The following is a 21,484-nucleotide window of genomic DNA, read 5'->3' on the forward strand; positions in this document are numbered from 1 at the left end:
TTTCCGGTGGTTCCTGCTTATAACTTATAACGTGCTATCCAAGCTTATAAGGATTGCTGTTAAAATCCCTTTTGGATTCCCTGCTGTCAAACAGCTCCATTACACTGCTTCGCCTACAAAGCATAAGATGTCGATGTCAGGCTATCATCCTTTCGAATATTCCCAATCTAATTCTTCTCCGCAAAAATCAGCAAATTTTTCTGTTATACTTTTCAGATGCTGATAATCCAGTGACGACAGATTTTCTATATCTACCGCTTCTAAAATATATTTTGCGAAATTCCATACTTCTTTTTGAATCGACGCCTCACTAACGACAGTAACCTTATATAACGTGTCTATAATGCTATATATAACGGAGATATCATCTTTTCCATAATGTTTAATCTGGTAAAAACTTTTAAATAAGTAATCCCGAAAATTCTTTTGTTCCATCATTAACCGCAAATCGCCATGATTATCTGAAAAATAGGTAACAGGATAATAATTACCTGCTAACTCCGACAGTAAACTGCCAATGCGGTGTATACAATTAATTGCTGTGTTCGGATCGTTCATACCAGTGGACAGAGCTTTCACGGCTATCTCCACTAATTTTTGAATGGAAAATCCAATATCTTGAAGATCAGTCCGTTCCCCGCCGATAACTAAAAAATCGTCGTGTTTCGCTACATTATCTTTTCTGTCCCCTACATCCCAAAAATAAAAAACCGGTAATCCTTCAGGGACATAATCGCCAACTTGAAACGTTGCTTCTAACACCATATTATTAGCGCTGGCCCATTTGATCAGATAGTTATAATTCACTTGCTGCACGTAGCCAGAATGCCTCGCATGAATCGTCTTCCTATCCTTTTCTCTAATGTTTTGAACTTGTGAATGATCCCAATGCTGATGTTGTCCATATGTTCTTTCTGCAAAGGTTTCTTTTATTAATTCCAACGTTTTGTTTCGTATGACGCCGATCAGAAAATTCACTTGTGCCCAACGTGCGGAAAAATGGATAAACAAAATAAAAAATGCAAGCGTAATAATCGTTATAATCACAGTGAAGAAAGGACTCAACAAATCTTGTTGGTTTGTTTCTGTCAATAACCATAAATTAATCACTACAAAAATAAAACCAAATGTATAGACACCTAAAACGTGTTGGGTGATTTTACTCTGCATAAAGTCTTCCAAAGCGCGAGGGGAAAACTGGGAAGAATATGTTGTCAGCATCACCATAATTGTTGAGAAACTTACCGTTGTCATTGTCAGCATTGCTGTAATCAAGGCAGCATAAAGCTGTTTTGCTATACTTTGACCGGTAAGAAAAATATCCGGTATGCTGCTGGATACGCTGGGGACCAGCCAAACATCCAATGCTGTCACAGCCCCTGCTGCTCCCATTGAGCATAAACCGTATACAATCGGGAGAAACCAGAAGCTGTCACGAACGGATATCCGGAATTTCGTTTTATTCATTCTAACCCTCTTTTCTAAGCCGTTAAAAACCTGATGATATATCTAAAAAACTGTCCAGGGTCTTTTCTTTTTCAAAGATATAAATCGTTACTTAAGTAACAACCTTTGATTTTATTTTAAATTCCCCAACTGGATAAAATACAAACCATTCCTTGTTTTTATCACAGAAATAGGGTCTTCCTTTCATGTTTAAATCTTACAGTCAGAGGGGAAAACAGTTAAGCAAGTCTTCTTTCCATGAAGAAGACTTTTGGCTGGTAATGCTCTGCGAACAAAGAAAGAAAACAATCATACGATTAAAAATATTGAAGAAGGAGAGTGACACGTATGCTCTTACAAGATAAAATCAAGAGATTGAAACAAATCAGTTATGAGGAACCGCAAAAGGTGCTTTCCATGTATCTGAACACAGACCACCGTGATCCTGAACAACAGGGCGGAGCATGGAGAATTGAATTAAAAAATGGGCTGAAAGAACTGGCGGATGCAACCCAGGAAAGCAGCTCTCATGAAGAAAAAAATCAATCCAAGACAATTCGTCAAAAGGTAGAGAATGAAGTCAACGAAAGAGAAGCGGAAAAAGGTTTATACAGAGGTTTAGTTCTCTTCGGTACAGCAGATGAGGATCTGTGGTTTTCACAAGCCCTGCACGTCCCTGTTAAAACGGAATTTCATTGGGAAACTGAGCCGGTTCTCGACCAATTGAAACAATTAGAAAAAGAATACCCTTATACCGGCGTCATTGTCATTCAACAAGACGAGGTTACTGTTCTGGAAACAGAATTGGGAACACTGGTAGACCAGTCCCATTATACTTTGGACTTAAATACCAATGACTGGCGCCAACACGAAGGTCCCCAAGGTAATGATGTTAGACAAGGCGGGGCGAAAAAAGATGAATTCAAAGAACGCGTAAAAGAACATCAACAACGCTGGTTCAAAGCACTCGTTGCGAAGTTAGAAAAAAGAGCCGGTCAAAGAGACTGGGAACAAATTTATCTTGTCGGTGAAAAAAATGAAGTCGAACCATTGAAATCTTACTTTAATAAAAACATCGATAAAACCGTTCCCCGTAACTTGTTAAACAGTGATGCAGATAAAATTTTGGCTGATGTACTGGATGACTAATCTGAAGTGCACATCCTAATGAAAAACCTCCTGTACATTTGTCTGGAGACAAGTGTACAGGAGGTTCTTCTATTTATATAACGTCTTCTAGTAACAGAGCCATGTTAACACATATTTATTCTTCGTTGTTATCGTCTGTTTTGTTATCCGCTTCAGATTCAGAAACTTCTTCTATTTCTTCCTCTTCTTCTTTCTCAATCCGTGCGACTGTTGCCACTTCTTCTTCATCCTGCAGGCGAATCAGGTGTACCCCTTTGGTGTTTCTGCCTGTTTGTGAAATATCGGATACTTGGATGCGAATCAGAACGCCAGCAATCGTGATAAGCATTAAATCTTCATCACCCTGAATTGCCTTGACATCCACAACATGTCCTGTCTTGTCATCCAGTTTACAAGTGAATACTCCTTTACCGCCCCGGTTAATACGACGATATTCATTTTCCGGTGTCTGCTTCCCAAAACCTTTACTGGTTACATGAAGTATTTTAGAACCTTCTTCCAGTATTTCCATGGAAATAACCTCATCGTCCTCACGTAAAGAAATACCTTTGACGCCTGCCGCTGTTCTTCCCATTGGCCGCATTTGTTCTTCTTCAAAACGGATTAAGTAACCGTTTCTCGTAGCAATCATCATTTCTTTTTCACCATTGGTCATGCGGACAGAAATTAATTCATCCTCTTCCCGCAAGTTAACAGCAATCAGACCGCCTTTACGGATGTTTTTAAATTTCTCAAGAGGCGTACGCTTCGCAATACCGTGCTTGGTTGTAAAGAACAGGTAGTAATCCTCATCAAATTCAGATACAGAGATGACAGCATTGACCCATTCTCCTTTTTCCACCTGCAGCAGGTTAATCATTGGAATACCTTTTGCCGTACGGTTAAACTCCGGAACCTCATATCCTTTTGTTTTATATACCTTCCCTTTGTTTGTAAAGAAAAGAACCGTATCATGCGTTGAGGTGGACACAAGATGTTCCACAAAGTCATTTTCATTGGTCCCCATACCTTGAATACCTCTTCCGCCACGGCGTTGTGTACGGTACGTAGACGCTGGTAATCGTTTAATGTAACCTTGGTGCGTCAGGGTAATCACAATATTTTCTTCTGGAATCAAGTCTTCATCCTCAAGGAAACCAGCCCCGCCGGCAACAATTTCTGTACGGCGTTCATCATGAAACTTCTCTTTAATCTCTGTAAGTTCTTCCCGGATGATTTCCAATACTTTTTCTTCATCCGCTAAAATGGCTTTTAATTCAGCAATTAATTCTTGAAGCTCTTTATATTCTTCTTCAATCTTTTCACGCTCTAAACCTGTTAAACGCTGGAGACGCATATCCAGAATAGCTTGTGCCTGTTTCTCCGATAGTTCGAAGCGTTCGATTAATCCATCTCTGGCTATATCTGCTGTTTTGGAGTTACGGATTAAGGAAATAACCTCGTCCAAATGATCCAGTGCAACGCGCAAACCTTCCAGAATATGCGCCCGTGCTTCCGCTTTCTTTAATTCAAAGGCTGTCCGGCGCTTGATAATGACTTTTTGATGTTCTAAATAATACTCCAGACACTGTTTCACGGTTAATACTTGGGGACGTCCATCCACCAATGCAAGCATATTGATACCAAATGTTGTTTGCAAAGCCGTATGTTTATATAGATTATTTAAAACAACATTTGCATTGGCATCCCTTCTCAGTTCAATCACAACCCGCATACCGTTACGATCTGTTTCATCACGAAGGTCTGTGATGCCATCAATTTTTTTGTCGCGGACAAGTTCCGCTATTTTTTCAATCAATCTGGCTTTGTTCACCTGATAAGGAAGCTCTGTTACTATAATGGTTTCTTTATCATTTTTCCCTTGCTCGATATCAAGTTTGGCACGAACGGTAATAGAACCTTTCCCCGTTTCATACGCTTTACGAATGCCGCTTCTTCCCAATATCTGTCCTGCAGTAGGAAAGTCAGGACCAGGGAGATGGTTCTCCATAATCTCATCTATGGTGATATCCGGATTTTTACTTACTGCTAATACAGCATCAATTGTTTCACCTAAATGATGCGGCGGGATATTGGTCGCCATCCCGACAGCAATCCCTGATGTCCCATTCACAAGAAGGTTAGGGAAACGGGCCGGGAATACGATTGGTTCCCGCTCGGCGCCGTCATAGTTATCCTGATAATCTATTGTATCTTTGTTAATATCACGCAGAAGCTCCATGGAAATCTTGGACATACGTGCTTCTGTATAACGCATTGCTGCTGCAGAATCACCGTCGACAGATCCAAAGTTTCCATGCCCGTCTACGAGCATATAGCGATAACTGAAATCCTGTGCCATTCTTACCATGGTTTCATACACAGCTGAATCGCCATGCGGATGGTATTTCCCGATAACCTCTCCTACAATACGTGCTGATTTTTTAAATGCTTTGTCTGAGTGCATTCCCAAATCATTCATTGCATATAGAATTCGACGATGTACAGGCTTCATGCCATCCCGCACATCAGGTAATGCCCGGGATACAATAACACTCATTGCATAATCTAAGAAGGATGTACGCATCTCCTTACTAATATTTATTTCTTGGACACTCGGACGATTTTCCTCTGCCATAGTCTGATAACCTCCCAATCACTATAATGTCAGTGATTTCCTTGAATCTTTCTTTTGGATAAAGTGAATAATTACACTGGTGCTTTTAAATGCACGCTCAGCTGCTGCCATGCTTGTTTGCGAACAGACAGAATCATCCAACTTATACAGCTATTGCTGTTCTAGAACCTGACAAGAAAGGGATAGAGGTTTTCTATCCGCTTTTTATCAATAAAATATAATGTTAAATATCCAGGTTTTGAACGTATTGGGCATTTTCCTCGATAAAGTTGCGGCGTGGCTCTACTTTATCTCCCATTAACATATCAAAAACCAGATCCGCATCAATAGCATCGCTCAGCTCTACTTGCAGCAGGGTACGTGATTCCGGATTCATCGTTGTATCCCAAAGCTGGTCTGCGTTCATTTCTCCAAGTCCTTTGTATCGTTGGATACCTGGTTTTGGTGCCTTTGGAATCTCTTCTAAAAGGGCATCCAGTTCTTTATCGGAATAAACGTAATGCACTGCCTTGCCCTGCTTAATCTGGTAAAGCGGCGGCTGCGCAATATAAATATAGCCATATTCCAGTAGCGGACGCATATACCGGTAGAAAAAGGTTAATAATAATGTTCTGATATGCGCTCCATCAACGTCGGCATCTGTCATGATAACAACTTTATGATACCGTGCCTTGGTAATATCAAACTCTTCGCCGATACCTGTTCCTAATGCTGTAATCATAGCCCGTACTTCATTATTCGATAAAATCCGGTCCAAGCGTGCTTTTTCGACATTTAAGATTTTTCCGCGTAAAGGAAGAATGGCCTGATAATGACGGTCTCTTCCAGATTTGGCAGAACCTCCGGCAGAGTCTCCCTCTACAATGTACAACTCACTTTTAGAGGCATCTTTGGAAGAACAGTCAGCTAACTTCCCAGGCAGACTGGTTACATCTAATGCACTTTTACGACGTGTCAGTTCTCTGGCCTTTTTAGCAGCCAAACGTGCTCTGGAGGCCATTAATCCTTTTTCCACAATAATTTTTGCAGTGGTTGGATTTTCATAAAGGAATTTAGAGAAGGACTCTGAAAATACACCGTCTGTAATGGTACGTACTTCTGTGTTTCCTAACTTTGTTTTTGTCTGTCCCTCAAATTGCGGGTCTGGATGCTTGATGGAAACAATAGCTGTTAATCCTTCCCGGACATCTTCCCCGGATAAATTGGATTCACTGTCTTTTAACAAACTGTTCTTTTTCGCATAATCATTGATAGCACGTGTCAGGCCGGAACGAAATCCAACTTCATGTGTACCGCCCTCATACGTGTGAATATTATTGGCAAAGGAATATAAATTGGTTGTAAAACCGTCGTTATACTGGATAGCGACCTCTACAGCGATTCCCTGGTCTTCACCTTCTGCAAAAAACGGTTCATGCAATACCTCTTTATTTTTATTAATAAATTCAACATAAGAGCTGATGCCGCCCTCATAATAATAGGTTGCTGTCTCTTTATCAGAGCGCTTATCTTCAATGGAAATACGTAATCCTTTGTTTAGAAAAGCAAGCTCTCTTAAGCGCTGTTCCAATGTATCGTAATTATATTCGACCGTTTCTGTGAAAATTTCATTATCTGGAATAAAGTGGGTTACGGTTCCTGTGATATCCGTATCACCGATAACCGTTATTTCCCCTTGAGGAACCCCTTTTTTAAACGAAAGATAATAAATTTTCCCATCGCGGTGAACATAAACCTCTAAGCTGCTGGAAAGCGCGTTAACAACGGATGCACCCACACCATGAAGTCCACCGGAAACCTTGTATCCGCCACCGCCGAATTTACCGCCGGCATGAAGTACGGTCATAATAACCTCAAGAGCCGGACGTCCTGTTTTCTTTTGTATATCAACAGGAATCCCGCGTCCATTATCCGTCACGGTAATACTGTTATCTTCTTCAATTGCGATTTCAATATGGTCACAATAACCTGCCAACGCTTCATCGATACTGTTATCGACAATTTCCCATACAAGATGGTGCAATCCTTTTTCACTGGTAGAACCAATGTACATTCCCGGTCTCTTACGAACGGCTTCAAGACCTTCAAGAACTTGTATCTGATCAGCATCATAGGCCTGGTTTTCTGTAACTTTGTCTTCCATCGACATCTTCTCACACTCATTTCTATATGAATTACAATACATCAATCTATATTTAAAAGAGAATTGCTGCTTATTTCTGAGCAGCAACCTCTTGATTTTGTTCAGAATTATTCTTCATAATAATCTTCTAAATTACTGATGGTTGTTAATATACCTGTACGCTTTCTTAAGGTTGCTACAGATAAGGAACTGAAATAAATATGATCTTCTGTAATCATAATGGATTTTGCTTCTTCTTCAGGTCCGGAAACTTTATTTTTCTTCTTCCATTCCTGTATCAATTGATACATTCCTGATGTATTTGTATATAAATCATAATTAATAATCGAAATGACTTCCCGGGACCGGATAACATTGTCATTGCCAATATGAATGAACATAATCCACCGCTTCCTTTCTTCGTGCAACCAGACTCTTTTCTTTTCGCAAATAGTAAAGAAGGGTTGCTTTATTGCTCTTCTGAATTCGTCGCGACTCCCTGGCTGACATAAAACAACTCGGCATTTTTCAGTGTTTCATGGTGAATGCCATCAATATTTGTTGTGGAAACAAATGTCTGTACCTTTCCTTGAATCGTGTTCAATAAGTGGGACTGACGATAGTCATCCAGTTCACTTAACACATCATCCAGTAAGAGGATGGGATATTCCCCCACTTCTTGATAAATTAATTCAATTTCAGCCAGCTTAATGGACAATGCCGTAGTCCGCTGCTGTCCTTGTGAGCCATACGTTTGTACATTTTTGCCGTTAACAAAAAAAAGAAGGTCATCCCGGTGCGGACCAACCAACGTTGTACCGCGATCGATTTCTTTCCCGCGCACATCCTTAAAGGAATCCTGGTAGATACTAGTTATTTTCTCCTTATCTGCCTCTTCTGATACCTTTATTGTCGCATCATATTGAATTTCTAGGTTTTCCAGTTGACGGCTGATACCTTCATGAATAGGCCCTGCCCATTTCCGCAGCAAATCCAGATAAACAAACCGCCTCTCCAACAAAAAAGAAGCATGCTCAACCAGTTGGTCTGTTAATACATCCAACATCGTTTCGTCCACACTGCTTCTGCGTTGCAGCTGTTTTAATAAATGGTTTCTTTGCTTCAGTATTTTTTGATATTGAGATAAATGGTATATATAGGTCGGCTGGATTTGCCCCAGCTCCATATCCATAAAACGGCGGCGAATCTGCGGAGATCCTTTTACAATGGTTAAATCCTCCGGTGCAAACATCACAACATTCACCGTACCAATATAGTCACTCAGTCGATGCTGTTCTAAATGATTGATTTTTGCTTTTTTTCCTTTGGATGAAATGGAGACCTGCAGAGGTACAGATTGATTTCTTCTTGTAATCCTTCCCTCTATTATAGCATAATCTGAATCCCAGCGTATGAGCTCTTTTTCCCGCATTGTCCGATGCGAACGGGTAAAAGAGAGCACATAAATAGCTTCCATCAAATTGGTTTTCCCCTGGGCATTTTCACCGATGATGACGTTCACCTTATCATCAAATGTAATATCCAACGTTTCATAATTGCGGTAATTGGTTAATTTTAACTGTTCAATATGCATGCTTTATTCCTCTTTAAGAATGATAAATGATCCTATCTCATCAATTTCAAGGACATCTTCCGGATATAGTTTCCTGCCGCGGCGATGTTCACGTTCCCCATTTACCACTGCTCCTATATCTTGGATATATGCTTTGACCATTCCACCAGACTCCAAAAAATTAAGCAGCTTGACACATTGTCCAAGCGTAATATATTCCGTATCTATTTTTATCTGCTCATGCATGGCTATCACCAAATACTTTCTACTTGTTTTATTTGCCTTCATTTTTTCTAAAGGAGACACGTTTATGTTTTCGTCTATTACCCATTTTACTAAAGATTGATTAAAAAAGGAAGAATAGGCCTCAAATAAATACAAAAAGATACGTTACAGCGTTTTAGGGGCTTTTTGAATGGGGGAATTCTTCTTTTCCTATTCTCTTCTTATAACGTATTTTCTGTTGTTTTCTAAAAGAAAAGCTCAAAAAGACAAGGAAGCGATGAAGCGATTAAGGGAATTCCATTTCCTCGTGTCCATTTTTGTCGATTTTTTACCACATAGATTTTTCTTTCAAAGAAACGAAAAAGCCCTATTCCGTTAAGAAAGGACTTTCGTTTCTCTTGGTATAACTTTTACTTATCCCCGGTAATTTTTAAAGCGTTACGCATTAAAATCAATAGGTTCTTACCGGCAGAATCAATTGTAAAATCGAGTCATCTTCTATCGGACGAATGATAAATGGACGCATTGCTCCTGTGAATTCAATAATAACTTCATCATACTCAATTGCTTTTAAGGCGTCGATCATATACTTTGAACTGAAGGATATTTTTAAATTCTCTCCGTCCACTTTATCTGCTGTTACTTCTTCCTCTACGTTTCCGATCTCTGGAGAATTACTTGAAATCTCAATTAATCCATTATCATTATTAGTAAATTTAACGACATTATTTCTTTCTTCTTTCGCTAATAAAGAAGCACGTTCAATCGATCTTAAAAGTGGTGTCGTTTTAATTTGAATCGTTGTTTTGCTGTGCTCAGGAATTAATCTTGATGTTTCCGGATAATTGCCATCCAATAACCGTGACAGGAAATTCAAATGTTTCGTTCGGAAAAGAATTTGGTTATTCGTAACACTAATTTCAACTGTTTCCTCTGAGTCATTTAAAATTTTAGAGAGTTCACTTAAACTTTTTCCCGGAACAACAACTTGCTCAATGGTCATATTCGCATCCGATACCGGAATTTCTCTTTTTGCCAGGCGATGGCTGTCCGTCGCTGTAAATATCAGTTTTTGATTTTCTAATTTAATATTTACCCCGGTTAAAATTGGTCTGGTTTCCATTGTGGATACTGCAAAAACGGTCTGCTTAATCATATTTTTTAATAAATCAATCGGCATTTCAAAACTGTTTTCGGTTTCTACTTGCGGAAGTAATGGATACTCATCCGCATTTTGCCCATTTAAATTAAACTCTGATTTGCCAGAAGTAATTTTCACATTAAACTGTTCATCAACGACAATGTCTACTTGCGATTCAGGGAGTTTACGAACGATTTCAGGGAAATATTTAGCCTGTAATACAATCGTTCCTTCTTCAATATTTTCAACATTTACTTTCCCTTCATCTTCTGCCGGAATATAAGATTCAATTGAAATATCAGAATCACTGCCGGTAAGCGTTACGCCATGTTGTCTTACTTCCATTTTCATTCCAGTTAATATTGGTACAACCGTTTTGGAAGAGATAGCTTTCATTACGTCTTGTACACCAGTAATGAGTTTATCCCTTTGTATGGTAAAACGCATTTGTATATCCTCCTTCATGTAAAAAGTTCATTTGGCTGCAAACTTTTTCCCTTAAATTTATAAAAACGGTTCTATATATTTATTAATTATAATATAAAAAACAGTAATAACAGTAATAAGGGCTGTGGTTACTGTGGATAAGTGAATTCAAAGTCAAAAAATCAAAGTTTTCCACATGTGTATAACCTGTTTATATGTGGTTTGCTTTTTTCACATCGTACACAAGCCCTTATTTATATATATAAAGAAAAATTAAAGCGGATGTTTTATCAGCTTGGTTCTCTCGCATATTTTTTTATAATGATTTTAGCTTTTCTTTTAATTCTTCAATATCCCGATCCAGTTCTGTATCCGTTTCAAGCATTTTTGAGATTTTTTCATGTGCGTGAATAACGGTTGTATGGTCTCTGCCGCCAAATTCCTGGCCAATTTTAGGCAGCGATGCATCAGTCATCTCCCTTGATAGATACATGGCAATCTGCCGCGGGAAAGCAATGGATTTAGTACGTTTTTTGGCAGGAAAATCTTCCAGACGGATATGATACCGGTCTGCAACGACTTCTTGTATAGCAGGAATCGTAATTTCTTTTGGTTTATTGCTAGGAATAATATCCTTTAATGCATTTGCTGCCAAAGAAGCATCAATATCCTGATTGACTAAAGAAGAATAAGCAACAACACGTATTAATGCGCCTTCCAGCTCGCGGATATTTGTATTAATTTGGTTAGCGATATATAACATAACCTCATTCGGAATATCTAATCCTTCTGCTTTTGCTTTTTTATTTAAAATAGCAATTCTTGTTTCCAAATCAGGAGGTGTAATATCCGTAATCAATCCCCATTCAAAACGGGAACGTAAACGATCCTCCAATGTAGGAATTTCTTTCGGCGGCCGATCACTGGAAATAATAATTTGCTTACTTTCCTCATGCAGTGCATTAAATGTATGGAAAAATTCTTCCTGTGTTGATTCTTTTCCAGCAATAAATTGAATATCATCAATAAGAAGAACATCGATATTGCGGTATTTATTACGAAAATGATTGGATTTGTTTTCCATAATGGCATTGATAAATTCGTTCGTAAACTTCTCGGAAGTGAGATAAACGACTTTTGCATCTTTATCATGTTCTCTTACATAATGGCCAATCGCATGCATTAAATGTGTTTTTCCTAACCCAACGCCACCATAGATAAATAGCGGATTATAGGCTTTTGCAGGAGCTTCGGCAACAGCTAAGGAAGCTGCGTGTGCAAAGCGGTTTCCCGCACCGATAACAAATGTATCAAATGTATATTTATCATTGAGCATTGATTTGGGGGAGTCTGCTGCCTTGGCATCCATATTCGGTTTTGGCATTGGTTTTTGGTCGGATGGTTCTTCTACAGAATCTGGAATAATAAATTTGGCTTGTAAATTTGTTCCTGTCACTTTTTCTAAAGTTTGTGTGATCAGGTCCGTATACTGTGTTTCTAACCAGTCCTTTGTAAATTCATTCGGAGCCGAGATAACCATTGTATTTTTCTCTAAGTGAAGAGCTTTTGTATTTTTTAGCCAAGTGTCAAAACTGGGTTTACTCAATTTTTCCTTAATAATATCCAGTGTTGCGTCCCACAGTTCTTCGATATTTTCCAAAGTTACTTTCACTCCTTTCGAATCATTTTGTGGCTGAAGATAATCGCAAATCATATAAAAAGGTGCTGACAGCATAGATTCTTTTTTTATGAAAATTTCATCAGAAGAAAAAAGCCTCTCTCAATCTATCGCAAATGGTTATAGATGGAAAGGCGAACGTATCAAATTAAAAAAAGACTGTGGATAATTAAAAAGATGAAGGAATAGGGAATAAGAAAAGATAAATATAAAGAAATAAAGAATCTATAAACGCTATCCACAGATCTGTAGAAAACTTTATCAAAAACCAGTGGAAAGAATATCCACAACATATCCACAATCTGTGAATAAGTTTTATTCCCATAGCTCATTTCCACAAACTAAAACATAAATATAATACCAAATAAAACGGAAGAAATCAATGACTTTCAACTAGTTATCCACATATTCTACAGCTTGTGTGTTTTGCTTATAAACAAGGCTGTATTTTGTGCTTAACTTGTTTATTATTTTGTGTGGATAGAAAAAAAGAAGTGAAAATACCCAGATAACGTCTGTGGATAATGAAACGCGATTTCTAAAACAGAAATTCCTGCTTATCTGTATCAATGGCTGTACTATTTTGGTGATAAGAAATCTGGTGAAAAGCTGCCAGGGATTAGCCGGTCGGATTATTATTAAAAATAGAAAGTATATTTTTTTGAGCGCATAGCTGAAATGCAAAAAAAGATTGGGTAAGGAATAGGATATGCAAAAGGACGATGGATAATAGCAAGGAAGTGAAAAGAGGCAGAAATATTTTTGTTAGAAATGAATGAAGAAACAGGATTTACAACAAAATAATCCTCCGAAAATGTGTGAGAAAGAAACCAAATTGGAATTTTATTTGATAGCTGGTTGACAAAGTGGCGTTTTTTTTCGTATAATATCAAGGACTGTCTAAAGGATTAGTTATAAGCTATTTTAGTTTAAATATGAAACTGGGTTTTTCCAGGGAGGTGCAAAATCATGAAAAGAACATTTCAACCAAATAATCGCAAACGTAAAAAAGTTCACGGCTTTCGCGCGCGCATGAGCACAAAAAATGGACGTCATGTATTGGCTCGTCGTCGTCGTAAAGGACGTAAAGTTTTATCTGCATAAGCCACTGACAACTATCAGTGGTTTTTTTCTGTATTCTTTACAATGACGATTACATATTTTAAAGCACATGAAAAATGGACAAGCTTTTAATGACATGGTGAATAGAAGGAATTAAGGAATTGGATATGGGCTAAATAGAAGCATAACTTCATGCAGTGAGCGTTACAGCGCAAAAAGGTGATAACGGTGAAAAAACAATTTCGAATTAAAAAAAATGAAGAATTCCAAGCTGTTTTTAAGCAAGGAAAATCATTCGCAAATAGACAGCTGGTTATTTATTATAGGAAGAAAGAAGAACAGGATCATTTCCGGATTGGTTTATCTGTCGGAAAGAAAATAGGAAATGCCGTTGTCAGAAATCGAATAAAAAGATTATTGCGTGCGTCTTTTCAAGCATTGGAACAAGATATCAAACCTTGTTATGATATTGTCATCATTGCTAGAAATCCGGCAAAGACGATGGATTACACAATGATGAAAAAAAGCCTCTCGCATTTATTGTATAAAGAAAAGTTATTGAAGTATTCCAAATAAAAAACAAAATATGTATACTTTTTTATCTGGCAAGTTTAAGATAGAATTCACGATATAAATAAGCTAAAATAGCTAGTAGAAGCATTGGGAATATTAAGGAGGAAACACTTTGCGCAAAAAATACGGGATTTTAATCACTTTTCTCGTGTTAGCGGTTTTTTTAGCGGGTTGTACCCAAGTTGATGAACCGATTACACCCGAAAGTGAAGGGTTTTGGAATACAATCTTTGTTTATCCATTATCTTGGATTATCACTAAGATTGCGGAATTTTTGAATGAAAACTATGGTTTGGCTATTATTTTAGTAACGGTAGTTATCCGTTTACTGTTAGTGCCGTTGAACGTAAAACAAATTAAAAGTACAAGAGCAATGCAGGAAGTTCAGCCGAAATTACAGGAAATTCAACAAAAGTATTCATCTAAAGATGCAAATACACAGCAGAAATTACAGCAGGAAACGATGGAATTATTCCAAAAGAACGGAGTTAATCCATTAGCGGGCTGTTTACCGATTCTGGTGCAGATGCCGATTTTTATTGCGATGTATCATGCGATTAGACGTACGGAAGCAATTGCAACGCATGATTTTCTTTGGTTCCAGCTAGGAACACCGGATTATATTTTACCGATTCTGACAGCATTATTTACTTTCTTACAGCAGAAATTAATGATGTCAACAAACTCATCTGCAAACAGCAATCCGCAAATGCGTTTACAATTGCAGATTATGCTATATGTGATGCCGATCATGATTGGTGTTATGGCATTCTTCTTCCCATCAGCATTAGCATTGTACTGGGTGACAGGTAATATCTTTATGGTATTCCAAACACTTCTTATTAATAAGCCGATGATGGCAAAAAATTAATATGTATCATTTATGGGGGAAGTACTTCCCCCATATTTCATAAGAAAAATAGTAAAACAGTTTACATTTTTATGAAAAATGGAGGGGAGACTTTTGAGAGAAGTAACTGCAAGTGGTCAAACCGTTGAAGAAGCAATCCAATCCGCTCTGGAGCAACTTGGAACAGAAGAGAATCAAGTGGATGTAGAGGTTATTGATGAAGGTAAAAAAGGTGTATTTGGCATCTTTGGATCCAAGCGTGCTTATGTTAAAGTAACTGTCGCTAAGAACCCGATTGAAGAAACAGCTGCATTTATCAAAGAAGTTACCGGAAACATGAATCTCTCTGTAAAGGTTGATACAGAGGTAAATGAAAACCATGTAACCTATACGATGCACCATGAAAATATTGCAAAGTTAATCGGCAAACGCGGGCAAACGTTAAATGCGCTGCAATATTTAGTTCACTTGGTCTTGAATAAACATAATGATACGTATTATACGGTAACACTGGATGCGGAAGGATACCGTGCTCGGAGAAAAGAAACGTTGGAGTCTCTTGCATTAAAAATGGGAGATAAAGCGCAGAAAACAAAGAAAAAAGTTGTGCTGGATCCGATGCCGGCATTTGAACGTAAAATTATTCACAGTGTCCTGCAGAATAAGCAAGTTTCTACTTATTCGGACGGTAACGAACCCCATCGTCATGTTGTGATTAAGCCATAGAAATAAAACCCGGGAAGCTATTCTTCCCGGGTTTTATTTGTCTTAGAGAGAGGTACATAGGCGTCAGGAAGAATTAAAAAGTGTGTGTTCGCAAAACATTATTTTGTGCGTACACATTTTTTATTGCTTATGGAAGCTCTATCGTTTTCACAGATTTATTTTCCACACGTTTGAAAAGGATAAGAAAAGATAGGGGAAAAGAAAATGTTATGCACATGTGGATAATATATAACATCATTTGTCTAAATCATTCGTGTGGATAAGTTTCTTTTTTTCGAAATCTGTGCTATTCTTGATTGTTAGTGACAATAAAATAATTTGCCATTTATGATAGATATATAAAGGAAGGAAAGGCAGGTGAATAAGATGGACACAGATACAATTGCAGCGATATCTACGCCAGTTGGCGAGGGGGCTATTGCCATTGTGCGACTGAGCGGGCCAGAAGCAATACAATTAGCAGCCGATGTGTTTGAAGGGAAGCAATTGCAAGATATTCATTCCCATACAATGCATTATGGGAAAGTGATTGATCCGGCAACGGAAGAGCTGGCGGAAGAAGTCATGGTTTCTGTCATGCGTGCGCCAAAAACATTTACGCGTGAAGATATTGTTGAGATTAACTGTCATGGCGGGCTCGTTTCTGTAAATCGTGTGTTAGAGATTGTGCTGGCAAAAGGAGCACGTCTGGCTGAACCAGGTGAATTTACAAAACGTGCCTTTTTAAACGGCCGCATTGATTTATCACAGGCGGAAGCAGTGATGGATTTAATTCGTGCAAAGACAGATAAAGCAATGAATGTGGCATTAAAGCAAATGGACGGGCGTCTGTCCAAGCTTATTCGGACGTTAAGACAGGAACTGTTAGAGACGGTAGCCCATGTGGAAGTGAATATCGATTATCCGGAGTATGATGATGTAGAAGAAATGTCGCATACCTTAATGAAGGAAAAGACGGAAGAGGTAGGAGCAGAAATAAACAAACTGCTGGAAGTTGCCGGACAAGGGAAAATTCTGCGTGAAGGTTTGTCAACGGCAATTATCGGCCGCCCGAATGTTGGTAAGTCTTCCTTAATGAATACGCTGGTACAGGAAAATAAAGCTATTGTGACAGAAGTTCCCGGTACAACAAGAGATGTGATTGAAGAATACGTGAATGTGCGTGGTGTTCCTTTACGATTAGTCGATACAGCAGGCATCCGGGAAACAGAAGATATTGTGGAACGAATCGGTGTCGATCGTTCCAGACAAGTATTGAAGGAATCAGATTTAATCTTATTTATATTAAACTATAATGAAGCGTTGAGCGAAGAAGATAAAAAATTATTTGAAGCCGTTCAAGGTTTAGAGTATATTGTTATCATCAATAAGACAGACTTAGAGCAGCAATTAGATTTAGAAGAGGTACGGGCACTGGCTGATGGAAAACCTGTTGTCACAACATCTTTAATTGAAGAGCAGGGCGTTGATCAGTTGGAGCAGGCCATTGCCAATACCTTTTTTTCCGGCGAAGTAGATACAGCAGATTTAACGTATGTATCCAATGTTCGTCATATTCAGCTGCTCAAGCAGGCAAAACAGGCATTGGATGATGCCAGTAAAGCCATTGAACTTGGTATGCCAATGGATATTGTACAAATTGATGTGACACGATCGTGGGAGTTTATGGGAGAAATCATTGGGGACACAGCAAGTGATGGCTTGATTGACCAATTATTTTCTCAGTTCTGCTTAGGGAAATAATGGATTGCAGTAAAGTAGACTGTAAAATTCAAAGCGATGGAAGTTTCACTTTAGATAAAGGAAAGGAAGAAAAAAATGACTTACAATGCAGGAAATTATGATGTCATTGTTGTTGGAGCTGGTCATGCCGGGGTAGAAGCAGCGTATGCTTCTGCACGGATGGGCGCAAAAACATTAATGCTGACATTGAATTTAGATATGATTGCATTTATGCCTTGTAATCCGTCTATCGGCGGACCTGCAAAAGGAATTGTTGTACGCGAAGTTGATGCACTTGGCGGTATCATGGGCAAAATTATTGATAAAAGCTATATACAAATGCGGATGTTGAATACGAGAAAAGGTCCAGCTGTACAAGCATTGCGTGCACAAGCTGATAAACCGGTATATATGCAGGAAGTAAAAAGTATGGTCGAAAATGAAGAAAACTTGACTGTTCGGCAGGGAATGGTCAATTCGCTGATTGTAGAGGATGGCATCTGTAAAGGTGTTATCACGGAGAGCAAAGCAGCCTATTATGCTGAATCCGTTATTGTAACTACCGGAACATTTATGCGCGGAAAAGTGCTGATGGGTGATTTGGAATACGAAAGCGGCCCAAATAACCAGCGTGTATCGGTTAAGTTATCCGAGAATCTGGAAGAATTAGGTTTTAAATTAACCCGTTTTAAAACGGGAACACCGCCTCGTGTGAACAGTCATACGATTGACTATTCCCAAACAGAAATCCAGCCGGGAGACGAAAATCCGAAAAGCTTCTCTTATGAAACAACGGAAGTGATTACCGATCAAATTCCATGCTGGTTAACCTATACGAATGAGTTCACACATGAAGTAATTAATGAGAACCTGACATTATCTGCGATGTATTCCGGGATGAAGCGGGGCACAGGTCCAAGATATTGCCCATCTATTGAAGATAAAATTGTCCGTTTTAATGATAAACCGCGTCATCAGATTTTCCTGGAGCCAGAGGGAAGAAATACAGAAGAAGTTTATGTACAGGGATTGTCCACGTCGTTGCCGGAATCCGTTCAGCATGAAATGGTAAAGTCTGTTCCAGGTCTGGAAAATGCAGAGATTATGCGTGCCGGTTATGCGATTGAATACGATGCGGTTGTACCGACACAGCTTTGGCCGACATTAGAAACCAAACGGTTACCAGGATTATTTACTGCCGGTCAAATTAATGGCACATCCGGTTATGAAGAAGCAGCAGGACAAGGCTTGATGGCTGGAATGAATGCAGCAGCAAAAGTAACCGGAAAAGAACCCATTATCTTAGACCGTTCGCAAGCCTATATCGGTGTGATGATCGATGACTTAGTAACAAAAGGAACAAGTGAACCTTACCGTTTACTTACATCCCGTGCGGAATACCGTTTGTTGCTGCGTCACGATAATGCCGATATGCGTCTGACAGAGATTGGCTATGATTATGGTTTAATTTCCGAGGAAAGATATGCTGTTTTTTCTGCGAAGAAAGAACAGGTGGAAGCAGAGAAAAAACGTTTAAATAAAATCGTTGTAAAACCGACAGAAGAAGTACAAAATGTCATGAAATCTGCCGGCGGTGTACCGATGAAAGAAGCGGTCAAAGCATATGATTTATTAAAACGTCCAGAACTGACGTATGATTATGTCGAAAAAATGATTGGTAAAGCAGACCTTAGTGAAGAGGTTAAAGAGCAGGTAGCCATTCAAATTAAATACGAGGGCTATATCAAAAAAGCAACAGAGCAGGTTGAAAAAATGCTGAAAATGGAAGATAAGAAAATACCAGCAGATATTGATTATAACGCCATTAACGGCATTGCTACAGAAGCAATTGACCGATTGAAAAAAGTGCGTCCGTTATCTGTCGGCCAAGCATCCAGAATTTCCGGAGTCAATCCGGCTGACATTTCTATCTTGCTCGTTTATATTGAACAAGGAAACATTGCCCGAGTAGCAAATTAAATAAAAAAATAGCGACGTGATGGATACGTCGCTATTTTTCTAAATAATCGTTTTTGAAGAGCGATCATTACATAAAATAGAAGGCCAACACCAAACTATAATTTGAAAGGAGCCGATTATGAAACCGGAACAATTTGTGCAAGCATTGGCAGAGAAAGGGATCACATTAAATGAATCTCAACAGCAAGCTTTTGCTATTTATTTCAAAGAGCTTGTCGAATGGAATGAAAAAATTAATTTAACAGCGATTACAGAAGAAGAAGAGGTATACGAAAAACACTTCTATGACTGCATTACAGCAGCTTTTTATACAGACATGACACAGGAATTATCTATTTGTGATATTGGGGCAGGGGCAGGTTTTCCAAGTATTCCATTAAAAATATGCTTTCCCCATTTAAAAGTAACGATTATTGATTCATTGAAGAAGCGAATTTCGTTCTTGAACCATTTAGCAAATAAACTGGAACTGACAGATGTGGCTTTTTATCATGATCGTGCGGAAAATGCAGGCAAAAAAGAAGATTTTCGCGAACAGTTTGATTTAGTAACGGCCAGAGCTGTTGCCAGAATGTCCGTACTAAGTGAATTATGTCTTCCATTTGTAAAAATAGGCGGTTATTTTGTTGCGATGAAAGGTTCACAAGCAGAAACAGAACTCAAAGCAGGAGAAGCAGCGGTTGCATTACTTGGGGGAGAGGTAGAATCCATAGATACGTTTACACTTTCCGAAGAGGCAGGAGAACGTTCGATTGTCCAAATTGCCAAGAAGCGGAAGACACCAAAAAAATACCCCAGAAAAGCAGGATTACCGAATAAAGAACCGATTGAATAGTAGTTTTTCAAGTAATCGAAAAAGTTTTTCATGAGGGAAAAATGATATCCTTTATATAATTTAAAAGCATTTTATATTTTTTCAGCGGCAGGTATGGTAAAATAATAACTGTACATATCGGCGGATTGTTGTTGTATTTTATAAACTATAGATGCTAATATATGAATGTTATGCACGTGGATAAGCAGTTATACAAAAGATGAATTGGAAATAATGTTTCACGTGAAACATTATCTTTTCATGAAGAAGTAAAGATATAATTATCTACCAGGACAAGAAACTTCTCCTTCATATCGTCCGTGACAGCGAGACGGAAATAGAAGTAAATATATCCTGTTGGAACCTATACAGCCTTTGAGCTTTTATGTTGATAGATTTGATAATGAATAGTTTGTTAATTTTAGAAGGTGGTGTCAGCAAGTGGTGAGTCCTTTTAATCGTATATTTGGAAAAAGCGATAAGGAACCAATTGATACGGAGAAAGTTACCTATTCTTCCGATGAAGTGGTTCAAATCGATATCGATAAAATTCAGGCCAATCGCTACCAGCCACGAACGATTTTTCAGGAAGAAAAGATAAAAGAATTAGCGCAAACCATACACACACATGGAATGATTCAGCCAATTGTCGTTCGTAAATTAGATGATGATTCCTTTGAATTAATAGCTGGGGAGAGAAGATGGAGAGCGGTTCAGCATTTGGGATGGAAACAAGTAGCTGCCATCATCCGGGAAATGAATGATACAGAAACAGCTTCTGTAGCCCTGATTGAAAATCTCCAGCGTGAAGAATTGACGGTTATTGAAGAAGCGATTGCGTATAATAAGCTGCTTGAATTGCATGATTTGACACAGGAAGCATTAGCACAACGTCTTGGTAAAAACCAGTCTACTATAGCAAATAAACTGCGGTTGTTAAAACTGCCGCAAGAGGTTCAGGATGCTGTGTTAGATAAATTAATTACTGAAAGACATGCTCGCGCCTTGATTAAGGTAAAGGAAGAGGAGCAGCAGCTTCAATTATTAAAAGAAATTCTTGAGAAAGAATTAAACGTGAAACAAACAGAAGAACGAATTACGAAAATGAATGCCCCGAAAGAAGAAAAAAAGAAACCAAAGCCTAAATTAAAAGGGGTTAATAAAGATGTCCGGATTGCGATGAACACAATCAGACAGTCACTCAATATGGTATCCGATACGGGCGTTGATGTAGAATCAGATGAACAAGAACTCGATGATTACTATCAAATAACGATAAAAATACCTAAACAGAAATAATAAAATGATTGCTTTATCCTTTTACAGAGCGTTTATTTGCCCATCTTTTATGAGATGGGTATTTCATTTGAAAAGAAATAA

At 38.4% G+C, this 21,484-nt stretch carries 17 protein-coding genes; 9 read left to right on the top strand and 8 right to left on the bottom strand.

Annotated elements, in window-relative coordinates; all coding sequences use genetic code 11:
• Window positions 1–144: 144 nt before the first annotated feature.
• On the bottom strand, window positions 145–1,467 hold the full coding sequence (locus B7E05_RS00900) for a DUF2254 domain-containing protein (protein WP_080871868.1): 1,323 nt from the start codon (window positions 1,465–1,467) through the stop codon (window positions 145–147).
• Window positions 1,468–1,794: 327 nt separating this feature from the next.
• Between B7E05_RS00900 and B7E05_RS00905 the strand changes: the two genes are divergently transcribed.
• The gene (locus tag B7E05_RS00905; protein WP_080871869.1) at window positions 1,795–2,595 is read left to right on the top strand and encodes a VLRF1 family aeRF1-type release factor; all 801 of its coding nucleotides are present in this window, start codon (window positions 1,795–1,797) and stop codon (window positions 2,593–2,595) included.
• A gap of 115 nt (window positions 2,596–2,710) precedes the next feature.
• On the opposite strand, the gene gyrA is transcribed toward B7E05_RS00905, so the two are convergent.
• From gyrA to dnaA, 7 genes are all read right to left on the bottom strand, one after another.
• Window positions 2,711–5,212, bottom strand: a complete 2,502-nt coding sequence (gene gyrA, locus B7E05_RS00910) for a DNA gyrase subunit A (RefSeq protein WP_080871870.1) — start codon at window positions 5,210–5,212, stop codon at window positions 2,711–2,713.
• A 223-nt stretch (window positions 5,213–5,435) separates the two neighbouring features.
• A complete protein-coding gene (gene gyrB / locus B7E05_RS00915; protein ID WP_080871871.1) occupies window positions 5,436–7,361 on the bottom strand; it encodes a DNA topoisomerase (ATP-hydrolyzing) subunit B in 1,926 nt (641 codons plus the stop codon).
• Between the two features lie 101 nt (window positions 7,362–7,462).
• A complete protein-coding gene (remB, locus tag B7E05_RS00920; RefSeq protein ID WP_080871872.1) occupies window positions 7,463–7,735 on the bottom strand; it encodes an extracellular matrix regulator RemB in 273 nt (90 codons plus the stop codon).
• 68 nt (window positions 7,736–7,803) lie between these two features.
• A complete protein-coding gene (gene recF / locus B7E05_RS00925; RefSeq protein WP_080871873.1) occupies window positions 7,804–8,928 on the bottom strand; it encodes a DNA replication/repair protein RecF in 1,125 nt (374 codons plus the stop codon).
• Between the two features lie 3 nt (window positions 8,929–8,931).
• The gene (locus tag B7E05_RS00930; RefSeq protein WP_080871874.1) at window positions 8,932–9,153 is read right to left on the bottom strand and encodes an RNA-binding S4 domain-containing protein; all 222 of its coding nucleotides are present in this window, start codon (window positions 9,151–9,153) and stop codon (window positions 8,932–8,934) included.
• Window positions 9,154–9,583: 430 nt separating this feature from the next.
• Complete coding sequence (gene dnaN / locus B7E05_RS00940) at window positions 9,584–10,720, bottom strand: DNA polymerase III subunit beta (RefSeq protein ID WP_080871876.1); 1,137 nt, start codon at window positions 10,718–10,720, stop codon at window positions 9,584–9,586.
• A 295-nt stretch (window positions 10,721–11,015) separates the two neighbouring features.
• The gene (gene dnaA / locus B7E05_RS00945) at window positions 11,016–12,359 is read right to left on the bottom strand and encodes a chromosomal replication initiator protein DnaA (protein ID WP_080871877.1); all 1,344 of its coding nucleotides are present in this window, start codon (window positions 12,357–12,359) and stop codon (window positions 11,016–11,018) included.
• 987 nt (window positions 12,360–13,346) lie between these two features.
• Between dnaA and rpmH the strand changes: the two genes are divergently transcribed.
• The 8 genes from rpmH (at window position 13,347) to noc (ending at window position 21,403) form a co-directional block, all read left to right on the top strand.
• On the top strand, window positions 13,347–13,481 hold the full coding sequence (rpmH, locus tag B7E05_RS00950; RefSeq protein WP_080871878.1) for a 50S ribosomal protein L34: 135 nt from the start codon (window positions 13,347–13,349) through the stop codon (window positions 13,479–13,481).
• Between the two features lie 186 nt (window positions 13,482–13,667).
• A complete protein-coding gene (gene rnpA, locus B7E05_RS00955) occupies window positions 13,668–14,015 on the top strand; it encodes a ribonuclease P protein component (RefSeq protein WP_080871879.1) in 348 nt (115 codons plus the stop codon).
• Between the two features lie 109 nt (window positions 14,016–14,124).
• Window positions 14,125–14,883, top strand: a complete 759-nt coding sequence (gene yidC / locus B7E05_RS00960; protein WP_080871880.1) for a membrane protein insertase YidC — start codon at window positions 14,125–14,127, stop codon at window positions 14,881–14,883.
• Between the two features lie 93 nt (window positions 14,884–14,976).
• The gene (gene jag, locus B7E05_RS00965) at window positions 14,977–15,588 is read left to right on the top strand and encodes an RNA-binding cell elongation regulator Jag/EloR (RefSeq protein WP_080871881.1); all 612 of its coding nucleotides are present in this window, start codon (window positions 14,977–14,979) and stop codon (window positions 15,586–15,588) included.
• Window positions 15,589–15,954: 366 nt separating this feature from the next.
• The gene (mnmE, locus tag B7E05_RS00970; protein ID WP_080876173.1) at window positions 15,955–17,331 is read left to right on the top strand and encodes a tRNA uridine-5-carboxymethylaminomethyl(34) synthesis GTPase MnmE; all 1,377 of its coding nucleotides are present in this window, start codon (window positions 15,955–15,957) and stop codon (window positions 17,329–17,331) included.
• Window positions 17,332–17,406: 75 nt separating this feature from the next.
• On the top strand, window positions 17,407–19,290 hold the full coding sequence (gene mnmG, locus B7E05_RS00975) for a tRNA uridine-5-carboxymethylaminomethyl(34) synthesis enzyme MnmG (protein ID WP_080871882.1): 1,884 nt from the start codon (window positions 17,407–17,409) through the stop codon (window positions 19,288–19,290).
• Window positions 19,291–19,408: 118 nt separating this feature from the next.
• Window positions 19,409–20,125 carry a 16S rRNA (guanine(527)-N(7))-methyltransferase RsmG gene (gene rsmG / locus B7E05_RS00980; RefSeq protein ID WP_080871883.1) on the top strand — a complete coding sequence of 239 codons (717 nt, stop codon included), beginning with the start codon at window positions 19,409–19,411 and terminating at the stop codon, window positions 20,123–20,125.
• A gap of 420 nt (window positions 20,126–20,545) precedes the next feature.
• Entirely contained in the window at window positions 20,546–21,403 is an 858-nt protein-coding gene (gene noc / locus B7E05_RS00985) for a nucleoid occlusion protein (protein ID WP_080871884.1), read from the top strand.
• Window positions 21,404–21,484 lie beyond the last annotated feature (81 nt).

The sequence above is a fragment of the Oceanobacillus timonensis genome, assembly GCF_900166635.1.
Classification (GTDB): Bacteria; Bacillota; Bacilli; order Bacillales; family Amphibacillaceae; genus Oceanobacillus; species Oceanobacillus timonensis.

Excerpts from the sequence above, each read along its gene's own strand:
- B7E05_RS00900 (WP_080871868.1), bottom strand. The coding sequence starts at position 1,467 with ATGAATAAAACGAAATTCCGGATATCCGTTCGTGACAGCTTCTGGTTT.
- B7E05_RS00905 (WP_080871869.1), top strand. The coding sequence starts at position 1,795 with ATGCTCTTACAAGATAAAATCAAGAGATTGAAACAAATCAGTTATGAG.
- gyrA (WP_080871870.1), bottom strand. The coding sequence starts at position 5,212 with ATGGCAGAGGAAAATCGTCCGAGTGTCCAAGAAATAAATATTAGTAAG.
- gyrB (WP_080871871.1), bottom strand. The coding sequence starts at position 7,361 with ATGTCGATGGAAGACAAAGTTACAGAAAACCAGGCCTATGATGCTGAT.
- remB (WP_080871872.1), bottom strand. The coding sequence starts at position 7,735 with ATGTTCATTCATATTGGCAATGACAATGTTATCCGGTCCCGGGAAGTC.
- recF (WP_080871873.1), bottom strand. The coding sequence starts at position 8,928 with ATGCATATTGAACAGTTAAAATTAACCAATTACCGCAATTATGAAACG.
- B7E05_RS00930 (WP_080871874.1), bottom strand. The coding sequence starts at position 9,153 with ATGCATGAGCAGATAAAAATAGATACGGAATATATTACGCTTGGACAA.
- dnaN (WP_080871876.1), bottom strand. The coding sequence starts at position 10,720 with ATGCGTTTTACCATACAAAGGGATAAACTCATTACTGGTGTACAAGAC.
- rpmH (WP_080871878.1), top strand. The coding sequence starts at position 13,347 with ATGAAAAGAACATTTCAACCAAATAATCGCAAACGTAAAAAAGTTCAC.
- mnmE (WP_080876173.1), top strand. The coding sequence starts at position 15,955 with ATGGACACAGATACAATTGCAGCGATATCTACGCCAGTTGGCGAGGGG.
- mnmG (WP_080871882.1), top strand. The coding sequence starts at position 17,407 with ATGACTTACAATGCAGGAAATTATGATGTCATTGTTGTTGGAGCTGGT.
- rsmG (WP_080871883.1), top strand. The coding sequence starts at position 19,409 with ATGAAACCGGAACAATTTGTGCAAGCATTGGCAGAGAAAGGGATCACA.